A 13560-nucleotide genomic window follows, 5' to 3' on the forward strand; every position below is an offset into this window, starting at 1 on the left:
GAAAAGAAAAAACCCGGCGTATGCCGGGTCAGTTATACGTTAATTGGTTGCTGGGCCATCGCACTTAGGTAGCCAGTCAGCATTGCTTTCCTCTCTGAGTGCCAGATTGGTCTGCATTCCCTGATTGGTCCGCCGCTTCTCGTACTGCAGCCCATACTCTTTCAGCATTAACGGCAGCCCCTTGCCAAACATGGTCAGACTGAGCGTATTTTTATAGCCGTTGGCTTCCATGTAGACCAGATAGGCATGGTAAAGGTATGTACGAGGCTGACGTGGGACAATGTTAGCGTTCCCCATAAACATTCCCGTGGTGTCAGGTAAGACTTCAAGGTATCCGCAAAAATCAAACGCTGAATCAGCATCACGCTTGATGGTGAGCGCTTCATCGGAGTTCTGCTGCGACTGAAGTAATGTCCTAGCACTCATTGGGTCGCTGAAACGTTGCATAAGCTGGCGAACAATCACCGCCAGCTCGCTGGCAATTTTCTCTTTGAGCTGGGTATCGCGTTCCTCCGGGGCTATCTGGTCGGGGAAATGCAGGATCACCCTTCGGCGTGAAACTCCACCACTACGATCAGTGAAACGCATCGGGTTATTGTTCACAGCCAGAATAACTGCAGGAATGTGGGTTGAATAGGCGTTCTGGTATTTGGGATCAACGGATACCGCATCGCCGCCAGTGATGGCTTTTAGGCCGGCCCCGTCACCGCTCCACTTTTCCTGGTCGGGAAGTCGAATCAGTGAAAAACCAATTAATGCGGCTCGTTCTCGTGGTGACTCAAGCATTTCAATGGTTGCAGAGGTAGCATTATCCTCACCTGCCAGCATTGATGCTATTTCAGCCAGAATACTCTTTCCGCTTCCGCCAGGGCCAGTGACCTCCAGAAACAGCTGCCAGTCATAACGGTTAGCCAGCACCATAAACAGTGCCGCTAGGATAATGTCCCGCTTTTCTGGTTTGAAACCTGCAGCGCGATCCAGCCAGCGCCAGAATGCCGGGGCATGAGTTTCCAGTGCCTCGCCGTCTACAGGCTGCGTGTAATCCACCTCGCACAGCGTACGTAACCAGTGCTTCTTATCGTGCAGGCTGAACAATCCTGTCCGGGTATCGAGCACACCGTTGCGAAACCCGATCAGCTGCCGCGCTGGATTCTGCTGTTGCGGAACAATCAGTTTGAGGGTTTCCACGATAGAGGCAATTTTCCCGGATGAAAAAGGTGCGCCAAGGCGCTGAAACAGCGCAGCCACATCACGGGCAAAATCGGCGTAAGAGATAACTTTCCAGGCCCCCGCCTCATAGCGTGAAAGGAGCTGCCCATTCGGGTCTACTGCCAGTGCATTTTTATAGTGATCCACTACCCTCTGCGCTTTTTCACTGACGCTCAGCGCGCTAAATTCAGCTTCGCTCATTGTGTCGAACGGGCTGGCAACGGCTGGTTTTATGGCCTCATAAATTGCCTGCCGGGTGGCTTCTTCGCCATTCTGCGTGAATGCATCATTCCAGTCACCAAACACAGGTGGGAGCGCCATTGTGCAATTGCAGGCCTTGGCAGCAGCTACGCCCCTTGTTTGCCCCGCACCGTTGAGATCGCGGTCAGCAGCAATAATTATCTGGTGCGTTGGGTACTGACTGCAGGCAACGCTCGCCAGGGAAAGGAAATTGACGGATGAAAAGGCCACCATGACAGCATCGCCAGTCAGATGGTTGAGAGTAAGTGCAGTGGCATATCCTTCCGCTATCCAGAGCCGTTTAGCTGATTTGGCAGTACCTTCAACAAGGTAAAAGGCATTCTTAACCTGACCGCCTTTAAGGAAGCATTTGCCGCCATCAGCCTTGATTAACTGCAAATTTACCAGATCCCCATCTGCATACAGTGGAACGATAAGATCTCCCATACGGAATGTCACACCACCGACTTTATGCACGGCGGTTAATTCCCGGCAAGGCAGTGCAGAAAACCCTTTGCCCGTCAGATAGGCATTGCCAGTGGTCTGACGAGATTTCTCAAACAAACGGGCAGCCAGCGCTGCTGCAGTTTGTTTCCCGGTCTTATTATCAAGAGAACAGGATTCAAGCCTTTCCTGAGATACGGGTGGCAGATTTCCGGTAATGCCGTTTATTCTGTCTGCCGCTTCACTAACGCCTACATCCAGTACTTTACTCACAAGCGCCAAACCATCACCTGCCCCGCACTTGTTACAGAACCACGTTCCCCGTCCTTCCTGGTCATCAAATCGAAAGCGGTCTTTCCCGGCGCATACCGGACAAGGCTGATGACGATTTTTCAATACGTTTACGCCCAGTGCGGGTAAGATACTTGACCAGTGACCTCGAGCTGCTTTCTCAGCCTGGCTAACTTTCATTCCTGACATTGTGCGGCCCTCCTTAATGCAGCGCTGGTTTATTGAGGTGACGGGAGCAAAGTTCATCCATTACCGTCACTCCGAGCAGTGAGAGAACCGGACAGGCCTTAAGCGGCCCCGACTCCATTAGATCCGAAAGCAACGCGCAGGCAATTTCCAGTCCCCTTTGCTGCCCATGCTGGCGCAGATAGAACCCTTCCAGCTCGCGGGCGATGGCATCTTCAAGTTCAGCGAGTGTCAGGCCGGAATAACGTTCCCGCTGACTGCTGAGAGTCAGCCAGGCACAAGCTACGGCACGTCGATACAGAGCGGCGCGAAGTGCCAGATGAGATTCACAGGATTGCATCAGGCCACCTCCGCATTCATCAGGTCGTCATGGCAGCGCTGCACCACACCATCCAACTGCTCTGTCATCAGATAGATGAGGGAAACCAGTTGTTCACATTGGGCCCCCGCTGGCTGTTCATAACAGTCCTGCAGGGCTGCCATGCCAGTGACATATTCACCCACATTGCGTAAATGTTTCAGCCTTACAATATCGTCGTAGGAGATCTCAAACTGGTTCATAGTGTCACCTCTTTGGCAGGCAGGCGTGCAGAAAGGGAGAGCACATAATCACGAACCAACGAAAGGCGTGCGGAACGCTCATCGCAGGCCACAGTGCGGAGCATACAAATGCGAGGTTGAGTGTCTGCACGGCGGATTGCGGCAAACACAAAGACATATTTCGGGTGTGACGAGGTGAGGATTGTAGCCATGATGGCAGCCTCCATTGAGTGGCGGTTATTGCTACCACCGGAAACGCCAATTTCACTGGTGGCAGCCCGAACGGGGTTGGCGTAACCGGCCTCAATGGATACCGGCCAGCCCGAAGGCTGCCCCGCCCGGACTGCCATTATCACGATAGAACCACGGTGTACACATAAACACCACAGCCCGGAAAATGGGTGTGCCTGAGCTACGACGAAAAAAAAGACGCCTGGCGCGTCTGGTGTCGCCATTGAGTTTCGCGGAACGCCAATTCCGGCTGCCGATTTTGCGACAGCGGAAAGACTATACATAGAAATGGCGACAGTAAGCAAGCCTGAGAAAAGGTATTTAATGTGTTCAGGTATCATCATGCATCACATCCCCGCCCACGGGCGCTGATACGGTCCGCCATCCATGCGCTGACCTCAGACTGTGCCCAGGCGACATTTTTTCCGCCAAGCGGGATCTGCTTCGGAAACGCATCGCGGCTGATCAGATCGTAAATGGTCGAGCGAGACAACCCGCATAAGTGCATCACCTCAGGCAGGCGTAAAAAACGCTCATGCTGGTTCGGAATAGGAAATAATGGCGCAGCCGGAGCTGGCGCAGAAACAGAAATATTATGCATTTGTCTACCCTCTTAATTTCAACAAAAGCCCGGATAAATTCATACGGATTCAGGTAGTTCCTTATTATGTGTATATAGCTTGCTTGCGCACGCATTATTTATTTAGCGTCACGTATTGATTTTATGGAACTTAAAATCCGATCAAACCTTATAAAATGACATAATAAACACTATGCCTGCGGGCTATAAATACAGGAGCATTAATAGGAACTACCATTCATCTAATGGTTTACTAACCCCATGAGTCATTGCACGTAATGCTGCTGCCTCCGGAGTTCATACAGCAATGCTGCATAAATACTATACGGGGCCTTGCATTGCAGGTCCCTACATACGGACATATTCACGAAACGCATCCAATGTATAAAATTTTGGCCTGCATAAAAAACTTGATGTTAAATAACTCCACCTTAAATCTTAAAATATATCAAAAATGAATCCATACAGAACCGGACAGCTCTAGTTTTATAAAAATCAGTATGAAATGCAACACCATGGCAAGAGGCAAAAATGTTATTTTCCAGCCAAAAGATGCAGTCTGTTTATGTGCCTGTTGAATACTACTGAATAAGGGTGAATAGTGGTGGGGAGCAAAAAATGAATACCCATGAGGAATAAAATAGCCATCCATTATGAAAAAATACTATAAATAATTTTATTCCATGTGAACAGTTATGAACAGTCGATGAATACTGCTTTGCCACCCCTTCACTTTTTAACTTACTGTATTATCTATTATTTTATCTAAGTGAATAGTAGTGAATAGTTAAAGTAAGTCTGAAACAAACTCAGCTAAGCGAGACCTTTCTTGGCTAGCCAAAAAGAAGTCTTTGTCTAGTCGCTCGCACAATGGCGTTCAATAGCAGCTTTGTATGCATGACAGCACAATTGACAACACGACAAACCACCAGGTGCTGACATGACTACCGGAACCATTAATCAGGAAGCTCTTAACGATTACCGCGCGGCGATAAAAAGCTGGCTGACACTACGTAATGTGCAAAGTACCAGCCAGCTTCGTTTGGCGGCTCTTCTGGATACCGAAGAAAAACCGGCAGCATATGCCAGCCAGCTTGAAAATCTTCGTGAGCGCCTTGCACTCCTCGAATGGCAAATTAACTGTGCCGCCCGGGATGGTCTTTATGCTCACCAAATTGTGCTGGAAAGCTGTGTTACAAGCGCAACTGAAAACTTCATGAGCGAGCATGGTGATGCACTCACTGACGCTCTGGCTCCTTTTCTTTGCGCACCATACGGGCTTGAGGCGGCAATGAAAATATTACGCACCGCTGTAGTCCGACAAACCGAAATCCGTACTCCTGTAATTTCAGCAGCATATAAGAGCGTTATCGACGAAACCGGATTAACGGTGGATGCATCAATGCGAGCTGATGCTTCAGCCACTTTCACTCCGGCAAAACATAAAGTTTTCCTGGCCCGCCTCAACAGGCTTAATGAAAAAGGAGGGTATTGATATGGCCCTGAAGTGTCCTGAATGTGGCACGGTCGCACACGCCAGAACCAGCGCCTATGAAGCTCCATCGGTTAAACGCTCATGGTATCAGTGCCAGAATCTTGAATGCTCCTGCACATTTACTGCCCTGGAAAGTGTGGACACGATAATTATGAAGCCCCATAAACCAGCGGCGCCTGAGCCTGAATCACAGAGCGATTCTCTTGTACGTCAGCCGCATACACTGGGCCGCTACGGTTCAGCCTGTACCCTTAAAGACCGTCATGCACAATAAAATGAGGAGGAACAACGATATGACAGAACAACAATTGACGGAAAACCAGATTCAGGCCGCAACCGGACATGTAGTAACACTTCTCGCGAGGGCAAAAAAACCGCTTCAGGATGCGGATTGGCTCATGAGATTGCCTGCAAATGAAATAGCCCGCGAGACGGAAAAACTGACAAAAAGCCTTTCCTCGGAATGGCAGTCCCGAATTATCGACCTTTACAAAAAAATGCAGACCTGGGTGGAGGCCAGACAGGCCGAAGAAGCAGCCATTGAGAACCTTCGGGCTCTGCGCCAGCATCAGACCGAAACTGAGCAGGTCAGCAAAGACAATCGGGCGCAGTTCAGGGAATTGCTTAACCAGAGCGGCGGCATCGTAACGCCGGAGATGAAAGCTCTCCGGGCTGAGTATCTGGAACAACAGGAAACAGCCACAGAACTGGCCGGGCTGATTACTGAAAAAGAAGAGCAGCTGCCGGTACTGGCTGCAGCGACCGCGCGTAAGGCAAACGTCTATATAAACTGCCATCATGGCATCACTGAGGAGCGTATCGATGAGCTTTTACGAGATTTTTTTATTTTCCACGGTGCCGAATTGAGCAGCCTGCTCAGGATGAAGTACAGACAGTTTGAGCGGAATAGCTCAGCGCATATACCGGGCATTATTGAAGGGACAAATGATGCAGATACGTTGTATCGTGAATTTATCCTGAATCTAATGCTGAAGTGGACGAATGAAATATTGCCGTTGAGATTCCGGGACGACGTGATGAGTCTGATCGGTTCAGCACCGGTATCAGGATCACATGACGACAGAAAAAAAAGAAAGCTGTTCTGACCTGAACAGAAAAGCTCACTTAAGCCCGGCCAGTGCCGGGTTTTTTGATGTCTGTAGCATGAGTGCATGCCTATACTGCATGAAATCGCATGACTATATGCACTTGCATTTTTACTTCTCAGGCCAGATTAGGCGCGGTTAAGAGCCTATCATGCAACTGCATGAAAACCACTCCATAAAGCGGGCAGGCGTGGCGGGGCTACGAGTGCGCGCTGTGGGATTAAATGGTGTTGATCATTCAAATCCCGAGGAGCCGACAGGGTCAAGATAGGGGTAAATCTCACCGCTTTGGGGCGCTGTCGAAACGCAAGTTACTAGGGTGAAGAGCAGCTGGCCAGAGCAGAATTACGCGGCAGAAAGCATTTCAGGCCTGTTGCTGCTTAGTGAGTTAATAATGGTGACAAAATCACCACTAAACAGAGCGGGATTTATCTCCGTCGCCACGCTGACCGTGCAGCAGCCCGTCAAACAACCTATATAAATCCAGTTATTTCCCTCAATTAAGCCATGCATCCAAAGGGGGCATGGTTTTACATGCGTTTTCCCGTCCCTGCACTACAGCGCCAGTCTTGGGGCAGCCTGAGAACACCATTACACCTGTATTAAAAGTGCCCCCTGCGTGCTAGCGTGCTGGCGTAAGTATTGCGCAAAACTATATTGATAAAGTCATCTTACAGTGCAAAAATATCCCTCAACCAACTATCACTTAATAATAGCGTCAATTTCATCAATCATTTTTGAATATGACTCTATTTTCTCATCAGGAATGCAATCATATCTGAGGTTAAACTTTATGAACGATATTAAATAAGCACGATAGCCGCAAAGCTTATTACGAACCTGGGTTTTATAAAATTTTTGTTTAAACGCTCTAGTTATCGGGAAAGCAAAATTATCAGGCTTTATTTTCTCCCTAAAAATCCCCTCCATGATTTTAGTGTAATCTACTGGCTTTTTATTAAATTCATGGATGATTTTTTTTAACTTTATTATCTTCTTGTTTGAAATAAAAACACCACTTATATCGTTAACATTCTTCCTATTTGTCAATGAAGAGGATTGGATAACATATCCATTTAGAGATATCCTATGCTTCGCCTTAACAATTTTTTTCTCATTTACCTTTAATTTATGTGATGAAAGAATCACTTTAATTTCATGCTCAAAAGAATCCGAATGAATGTACTTGTCAGCGCGAGAGGATGAAAATAGCATATCATCGGCATATCTAGTATATGTTATATTATACAGCGCACATGTTCTTTGGATAATTATGTCAATTTTACGAAGAAAAATATTTGATACGAACGGAGACGCAGGAAAGCCAACAGGTAAAATTCTTTTTCCTTTATCATCATCATTCCCAAAGGAACTGCCGACATGAAACAATATCAAATTGAGGAATGATGAAATTAATTTTTGCTTATTTTTGGGGTCAATACACTCGTCTTTAAAATATGATGAAAAGCAATCCCTCAGCAACTTTTCGTCAATTGAATGGAAGAAGTTTTTTATATCGAAACGAAGGAAGTGATAGTTATTCGAGTGAGGCTCAAGAAAATTCAAATAGCAGGCGCCCTTCCTAAAACCTACTGCACTATCATTTAAATCAATTCTTCGTAACAACACTTCAATTAAATTTCGCTGAGCAAGCAATGCAGGGGATTTATTTTTTAAAGCATATATGTATCTTTTTTTTATCTTTTTTTCGAGCACGCTAGAATATGGAATCGATGGAATGACATCATCCTCCAAAAGATCCTTTGGTGCAATTTGAGTTTTGAACAAATTTTTATCGATAATATGCATTATAGTAGCAACCTAATAATGTATAAAATGTGCTTCGTCCCGATACCAAGAACAACTTTTCACGGGCAGTGAAACTAAAAGCTCATCCAAGATAATCATAACATCGTAGGAGGAACTGGTCTTTATTAGGGCTAGTCAAGTCTGACGAATCAGATCTTGAACCATTTTCATGGCCCCTTACCCTCTATCGAGACGAAGCTTATCTATCATACTATAAAACTCTGGGAAAATTAAAGAAAATTTACTATCAAACGATGTAGATGTTTTTGCTGCTTCCAATTCAAGATGGGCTATAGCGAAATCAAGAAATGAAGTGACCCATCCACCAGTTTTCCCCGTATAAAAACACTTCTTCTGAATTTCTCTTTCGACAATATTTAATAAACGCTGCCCAAGTTTAAAGTCTTTGTTTTTTAGATGTTTATAGACTAAACCAGTTGTTGCCTTTCCATTAAAAATCAACCGTAAATAAGTAGCAAGAGTTCTGTAATTGAAATATGTTAGCCCCTCTAAGTTTTTAAGTATGTTATCGACATCTATACCATTGGAATGATGAAGCCAAAGTAAAAACAATGGAAGCGAATTCTCATTTATTAAGCACTCTTCAAAAGTGCTACTTAACACTATAATATTCTTATTTGATAAATAACTATCTATATTATCAACAAGTTTATTCACATATGCTTTACTGATATTATCAAAGTCTAACGTTTTATTATTAAAAGATAGAACCTTTCCTTCTGAAGATTTAATATCATTCAAGATTGAAACTTGAACCCTGTATTCAGAACTATATCCCTTCATATAGTATTCTATTTCAGAGTCTAATTTCTCAGGTTTTAAACTGAATAACCCCCCATTTCCCTGAAGCATTACTTTACACTGCCGCTTAGTAACCTCGTATTGTAACGTTTTGTCTCTATCAAATAGGTAAAAATACGGAATTGATAATTTTGACCTGTTCGGATTTAAATTTTCAAGATATACATTTGATCCTGCCTGATAAAGTTCCACATTATTCATGTGAGGATATTTTTTAGAAAGTGAAAAGTTTGAGAACGCTTCCAGTTCAGTATCGCCTTCAACAAATAAGATAATATCACTAAAAAATAATCTTGCTTCATTATCATTAAAGATATTTAAAAAACGCCTATCTTCATATGTAGACTTCATTACACCAACGCGAGTATGATTTTCTTCAATCCTAAAATGAAGTATCTGATGATTATCTTTAAAATATTTGATAATATGCTTGGCTATATTTGCTGAATGGGTTGCGATAAAAATTTTTGGCAACGGAGTTGCATATTTACCCTTTTCAAAGGATTCTTTTGTTTTTTTGAAAGATTCATAAGATTGATAAAGCTCATAGATTAGTTTTTCATTCGCCTTAGGATGAAGCCCAATTTCAGGCTCATCAATATAAACTATTGGTGAAATGTATTCTCTCCGAGTTAAAGAAACTAAAAGCTTTAAGAAAAGTGATAAATATTCTAAAGAATTTGTTCCATCCGATTGAGTAGTAAGGTCTTTACCGCCAACATTAAACGTTTGACCATTTAACCCAATTTTTACATAGTTTAATACCCTCTCTCTATAGCTATAGGATGATACCTTTGTTATATCCTGAATTTTAGAGGTGAAATCCTTATATGCATTACTATTAGGAGAGATTTTTTCATTCAAGAAATCAATAATTTCTTCTTTTTTAACCCCATCTACTTTGAACGACTTCAATCTGCTAATTAGATCCCATAACTTATCCCAATCATACAAATTTATATGCCTAGTTTCTATTTCAAAAAATGGAAATAAATAGCCAATCAAATCTATTTCAGAATTATTTTTGGTTGACCAAGAAAATGCATTATTACTATGGATTGTCAATTTAAGCGTAAAAGTTGTGTCATTGATTCTGTTAGTGAAAAAATCTTTCTCAACCCCCATTGGTGAACCTTTAAAAAAGGTGTTGTATATATGTTTAAAAAAATCTGTTTTTCCTTTTCTTTTTGAAGTTACTATATTTTTAATTCTTGTTAAATCATATTGTATTGAAATACTTCCATGACTACTATAATTTGAATGTAACTCAGGAGGTATGCATTTAATATTATCGATTTTTTTGTAAAAAAAGGACAATAGTTTTAATAAATTGCTTTTACCTACATTATTTTTCCCAATTACACAATTTAAATCTTTAATATTATTTATTATTAACGTATCATAAGATAATAAATTTTCAATCCTGATTGATTTAATGCTCATCTACTCTCCTTCGCATGCACTGAGAAAATAATTAATTTTTAGCGAAATCATAAGGTGTTATATAGTTATGTGTATTCTCTTCCAGATAGTCCGCCCACCATTGTACCATCAGGCGACGCTCGTCTAAATGCTCGGAAGTATGAATATATGCAGCACGCACGTTATTACGTTCCGAATGACTTAATTGTCGCTCTATTGCATCCTCACTCCATAATCCTGATTCACCTAGCGCACCACGCGCCATCGTCCTGAATCCATGCCCGCAGACCTCGGTTTTCGTGTCGTATCCCATCGCACGTAATGCGCTGTTTACTGTGTTTTCGCTCATAACTTTAGTTGCGTCATGATCACCCGGAAAAAGCAGCTCTTTATCACCACTAATCTGCTTTAACTGATCCAACAAAATCACCGCCTGCCGACTAAGCGGAACAATATGCTCCTCTTTCATCTTCATGCCACGGTACGAGTAACGCACGCCTTTAATTTCTTCTCGTTTTGCTGGTACGCGCCAGAGAGATTTATCAAAGTCGAACTCATTCCAACGCGCGAAGCGTAACTCACTGGAGCGCACGAAAGTTAGTAAGGAAAGCTCGACTGCGATCCGTGTCATTACACGGCCACGATATGCAGCAAGACGAGCAAGAAACTCAGGGAACCGGCTGGAGGGTAAAGCGGGATAATGTCGCGCCTTAGTTGTCGATAACGCCCCGGCCATGTCACTGGCTGGATTAGAGTCGATGTAATCGTTCTGTACTGCATAACGCATAATAGCCGTGACGCGCTGTTGCAAGCGCTGAGCTACGTCATGCTTACCACTGGCATCAACTTTTTTAATCGGGGCTAACAGGTGACTGGTTTTGAGCTGGCGAATGTCGGACGAACCGATATGAGGGAAGATATAAAGCTCAAGATAGCGAAGAACGCGCGATCGATGGTCTTCACTCCATCGCTTGTTACTTTCATGCCATTCGCGGGCAATGATTTCGAAAGTATATGCCCCCGAATTCTCTGCCTGAGCTTCTTTCTGTTCAGCTTTAGGGTCAATGCCCTGCACTAGCATTTTTTTAGCTTCATCACGCTTTGCTCGTGCCTGAGCAAGCGTTACCGTAGGCCAAACACCAAAAGCGAGGCGATCCTCTTTTTTGTCAGAGGGGCGTCGGTATTTCATGCGCCAATATTTAGAGCCCTTGGCCGAAACCTCGAGATACAAACCGCCGCCATCGGCCATTTTGTAGGTTTTGTCTTTTGGCTTTGCGGTCTCGACCTGTCTGGCGTTGAGCTTCATTTGGGGGCACATTTCTAATCGAAGTTAAGATGCCCCCAATTATGCCCCCAATGACATCCGGATTTCAACGGACAACCTCGTACAACTCAGGACGTAAAATCGCTGCAAGCGCTGATTTTTAAGGGATAATTGGACTTTGTCGGATGTTCTTGGAAGTACTAATGGTGCCGAAGGCCGGACTCGAACCGGCACGTATTTCTACGGTTGATTTTGAATCAACTGCGTCTACCGATTTCGCCACTTCGGCACTGAAGGGGATGCGGAAACGTTGTGGATTATACCTGTCGCGCGCCGCCATGCAAGCGACGACGCGCGAAACCCGCGCTAAGTGCCCAAAAAACCAGCGCCCTTCGTCACTCCAGCTCAGACACCGCCAGCCGAATTACCCCTGCCGCCTTCTGCTCCGGCAGCGCCAGCACCTTCGCCCACATTTCCTGCACCATATCGCAGGAGAGCTTCTCCTTGCCCACCGCCTTCTCCGGCATCTGCAACAGCTGGATGTCCTCGCCGTACTTATCGGCTAGTTGTTTCATAATCGGCCGCACATCCTCGACAGCCGCCTCGCGTTCGGCTTGCGTCACGGTGTGGCGGTTTTTGCCGTAGGCCGCACGCATCATGTCGGCGTCGGCCTGCATGCGCCGCGTCATCAGGTCTTTATCCAGCATGCGCATCGGGTTCACGCCGCCCTTCACCGTCGGGTAAAGGAAGCGGAAGCAGGCGTCGTCGCTCACCTTCTGGATGGCGGCGGTCTGCTCCATGTTGATGGTCATGTAGTTCACCACGTTGGCGTCCGGGGCGTTCTGCAGGCGCGACATCTGCAGATGCAGGATCTGCGGCTGGATGGTGTCGATAATCTGCTGCTCCGGCTCGCCCGCTTTTTGCAGGGCGGCCATCTGGTCGAGAATGCGCTGATGCAGCGCGGGCTCCTGCTCCTTAATCACCTGCCAGGCGGGCATCGCGTTAAGGGCGGAATCCATCTGCCGTTCCGGAGCGCGCTGCCTGTCGAAGAACACCCAGAACGCCACGGCGGCGGCCACCACAACAACCATCACGGTACGGGTCCACGTTTTTTTCATCTCGCATCCTTATCCTTGAGTTGTGCCGGTTTACACCGGCACGCCGCTATGGAAGCGAAACTCGTGGTCCGGTGTCGAGATAAGTGTGGCTTCAATTTCGCCAAAAAGCTTTATGCGCGGTGAGATATCGTCGTCGCTCACCTGCTGGGCCAGCATCAGGTAGTCCTGATAGTGGCGCGCTTCCGAGCGCAGCAGCGAGAGATAGAACTTCTGTAAGTCATCGTCGAGGAACGGGGCCAGCGCGGCGAAGCGTTCGCAGGAACGGGCTTCGATGTAGGCGCCGCAGATGAGCTTGTCGATCAGCGTCAGCGGTTCGTGGGTGCGCACTTCCTTCAGCATCCCTTTGGCGTAGCGGCTGGCGGTGATTTTGACATACGGAATATCACGGGCCAGCATCGCCTCGCGCACCTGCCAGAAATGGTGCAGCTCCTCTTTAATCAGCAGCACCATGCTGTCGATGAGCGCCTGGCCCCACGGGTCGTCGGTTTTGGGCATCACGCTTTTGCCAATCTGCTTGTGCAGGGCGATGAAGTCCGGCTCCGGGCCGTCGCGAAAGGTGAACTGTTCGTAAGGTTTGAGCCAGTCGAGCAGCGCGTCGGCACCACTTTCGTCGGCGACGTATTTACGCACCAGCAGCAGCGCGGTCTGGGCGGCCTTGAGCTCGCACACCATGTGGTCGGTGAGCAGCAGCGGCAGGTTCGCCGGGTCGCGGGCTTTATCAATCCATGCTTGCGGGGTCGGGCACTGGAGGAAGTTGAGTACGGGGGCGAGTATCTGCGGGTAATCCATGGTTCTGCCTTGAA

At 46.1% G+C, this 13560-nt stretch carries 13 protein-coding genes and 1 tRNA gene; 3 read left to right on the forward strand and 11 right to left on the reverse strand.

Going from position 1 to position 13560, the window contains the following annotated elements; all coding sequences use genetic code 11:
* Positions 1-39: 39 nt before the first annotated feature.
* From ACWKXX_RS13685 to ACWKXX_RS13705, 5 genes are read right to left on the reverse strand one after another with little or no spacing between them, the layout of a single operon-like run.
* The gene (locus ACWKXX_RS13685; RefSeq protein WP_261666471.1) at positions 40-2373 is read right to left on the reverse strand and encodes a primase-helicase zinc-binding domain-containing protein; all 2334 of its coding nucleotides are present in this window, start codon (positions 2371-2373) and stop codon (positions 40-42) included.
* Between the two features lie 13 nt (positions 2374-2386).
* A complete protein-coding gene (locus tag ACWKXX_RS13690; protein WP_059385958.1) occupies positions 2387-2710 on the reverse strand; it encodes a DUF5375 family protein in 324 nt (107 codons plus the stop codon).
* The gene (locus tag ACWKXX_RS13695; RefSeq protein ID WP_059385957.1) at positions 2710-2931 is read right to left on the reverse strand and encodes a hypothetical protein; all 222 of its coding nucleotides are present in this window, start codon (positions 2929-2931) and stop codon (positions 2710-2712) included. Before ACWKXX_RS13695 ends, ACWKXX_RS13690 begins: the two co-directional genes overlap by 1 nt.
* Complete coding sequence (locus ACWKXX_RS13700; RefSeq protein WP_059385956.1) at positions 2928-3485, reverse strand: host cell division inhibitor Icd-like protein; 558 nt, start codon at positions 3483-3485, stop codon at positions 2928-2930. The genes ACWKXX_RS13695 and ACWKXX_RS13700 overlap by 4 nt, the downstream gene beginning before the upstream one ends.
* Positions 3482-3742: a helix-turn-helix transcriptional regulator gene (locus ACWKXX_RS13705; RefSeq protein WP_059385955.1), complete on the reverse strand. Its 261-nt coding sequence runs from the start codon at positions 3740-3742 to the stop codon at positions 3482-3484. Before ACWKXX_RS13705 ends, ACWKXX_RS13700 begins: the two co-directional genes overlap by 4 nt.
* A 919-nt stretch (positions 3743-4661) precedes the next feature.
* Here ACWKXX_RS13705 and ACWKXX_RS13710 point away from each other — a divergent pair.
* Genes ACWKXX_RS13710 through ACWKXX_RS13720 form a run of 3 tightly spaced genes read left to right on the forward strand, consistent with a single transcriptional unit; the run spans position 4662 to position 6322 of the window.
* Entirely contained in the window at positions 4662-5216 is a 555-nt protein-coding gene (locus ACWKXX_RS13710) for a phage polarity suppression protein (protein WP_059385954.1), read from the forward strand.
* 1 nt (position 5217) lies between these two features.
* Complete coding sequence (locus ACWKXX_RS13715; protein WP_059385953.1) at positions 5218-5490, forward strand: ogr/Delta-like zinc finger family protein; 273 nt, start codon at positions 5218-5220, stop codon at positions 5488-5490.
* A gap of 19 nt (positions 5491-5509) precedes the next feature.
* Positions 5510-6322: a hypothetical protein gene (locus ACWKXX_RS13720; protein ID WP_059385952.1), complete on the forward strand. Its 813-nt coding sequence runs from the start codon at positions 5510-5512 to the stop codon at positions 6320-6322.
* 702 nt (positions 6323-7024) lie between these two features.
* Here the strand turns inward: ACWKXX_RS13720 and ACWKXX_RS13725 are convergent.
* The 6 genes from ACWKXX_RS13725 to miaE form a co-directional block, all read right to left on the reverse strand.
* Entirely contained in the window at positions 7025-8131 is a 1107-nt protein-coding gene (locus ACWKXX_RS13725; RefSeq protein ID WP_059385951.1) for a reverse transcriptase family protein, read from the reverse strand.
* A 177-nt stretch (positions 8132-8308) separates the two neighbouring features.
* Positions 8309-10396, reverse strand: a complete 2088-nt coding sequence (locus tag ACWKXX_RS13730; RefSeq protein ID WP_094916123.1) for a retron Eco8 family effector endonuclease — start codon at positions 10394-10396, stop codon at positions 8309-8311.
* Between the two features lie 31 nt (positions 10397-10427).
* Positions 10428-11681, reverse strand: a complete 1254-nt coding sequence (locus ACWKXX_RS13735; protein ID WP_059385692.1) for a tyrosine-type recombinase/integrase — start codon at positions 11679-11681, stop codon at positions 10428-10430.
* A 162-nt stretch (positions 11682-11843) separates the two neighbouring features.
* Positions 11844-11928, reverse strand: a tRNA-Leu gene (locus tag ACWKXX_RS13740).
* A gap of 106 nt (positions 11929-12034) precedes the next feature.
* Positions 12035-12757, reverse strand: coding sequence for a topoisomerase II (locus ACWKXX_RS13745; RefSeq protein WP_261665765.1), 723 nt, complete (start codon positions 12755-12757; stop codon positions 12035-12037).
* Between the two features lie 30 nt (positions 12758-12787).
* Positions 12788-13546 carry a tRNA isopentenyl-2-thiomethyl-A-37 hydroxylase MiaE gene (gene miaE / locus ACWKXX_RS13750; protein ID WP_261665766.1) on the reverse strand — a complete coding sequence of 253 codons (759 nt, stop codon included), beginning with the start codon at positions 13544-13546 and terminating at the stop codon, positions 12788-12790.
* Positions 13547-13560: the final 14 nt, after the last annotated feature.

The organism is Enterobacter sp. UPMP2061 (genome assembly GCF_053709615.1).

What these genes read in the sequence shown, in the direction of transcription:
- ACWKXX_RS13690 (WP_059385958.1), bottom strand. Translation starts at nt 2,710, where the DNA reads ATGCAATCCTGTGAATCTCATCTGGCACTTCGCGCCGCTCTGTATCGA.
- ACWKXX_RS13720 (WP_059385952.1), top strand. Translation starts at nt 5,510, where the DNA reads ATGACAGAACAACAATTGACGGAAAACCAGATTCAGGCCGCAACCGGA.
- ACWKXX_RS13700 (WP_059385956.1), bottom strand. Translation starts at nt 3,485, where the DNA reads ATGATGATACCTGAACACATTAAATACCTTTTCTCAGGCTTGCTTACT.
- ACWKXX_RS13695 (WP_059385957.1), bottom strand. Translation starts at nt 2,931, where the DNA reads ATGAACCAGTTTGAGATCTCCTACGACGATATTGTAAGGCTGAAACAT.
- ACWKXX_RS13725 (WP_059385951.1), bottom strand. Translation starts at nt 8,131, where the DNA reads ATGCATATTATCGATAAAAATTTGTTCAAAACTCAAATTGCACCAAAG.
- ACWKXX_RS13710 (WP_059385954.1), top strand. Translation starts at nt 4,662, where the DNA reads ATGACTACCGGAACCATTAATCAGGAAGCTCTTAACGATTACCGCGCG.
- ACWKXX_RS13705 (WP_059385955.1), bottom strand. Translation starts at nt 3,742, where the DNA reads ATGCATAATATTTCTGTTTCTGCGCCAGCTCCGGCTGCGCCATTATTT.
- ACWKXX_RS13685 (WP_261666471.1), bottom strand. Translation starts at nt 2,373, where the DNA reads ATGTCAGGAATGAAAGTTAGCCAGGCTGAGAAAGCAGCTCGAGGTCAC.
- miaE (WP_261665766.1), bottom strand. Translation starts at nt 13,546, where the DNA reads ATGGATTACCCGCAGATACTCGCCCCCGTACTCAACTTCCTCCAGTGC.
- ACWKXX_RS13715 (WP_059385953.1), top strand. Translation starts at nt 5,218, where the DNA reads ATGGCCCTGAAGTGTCCTGAATGTGGCACGGTCGCACACGCCAGAACC.
- ACWKXX_RS13735 (WP_059385692.1), bottom strand. Translation starts at nt 11,681, where the DNA reads ATGAAGCTCAACGCCAGACAGGTCGAGACCGCAAAGCCAAAAGACAAA.
- ACWKXX_RS13745 (WP_261665765.1), bottom strand. Translation starts at nt 12,757, where the DNA reads ATGAAAAAAACGTGGACCCGTACCGTGATGGTTGTTGTGGTGGCCGCC.
- ACWKXX_RS13730 (WP_094916123.1), bottom strand. Translation starts at nt 10,396, where the DNA reads ATGAGCATTAAATCAATCAGGATTGAAAATTTATTATCTTATGATACG.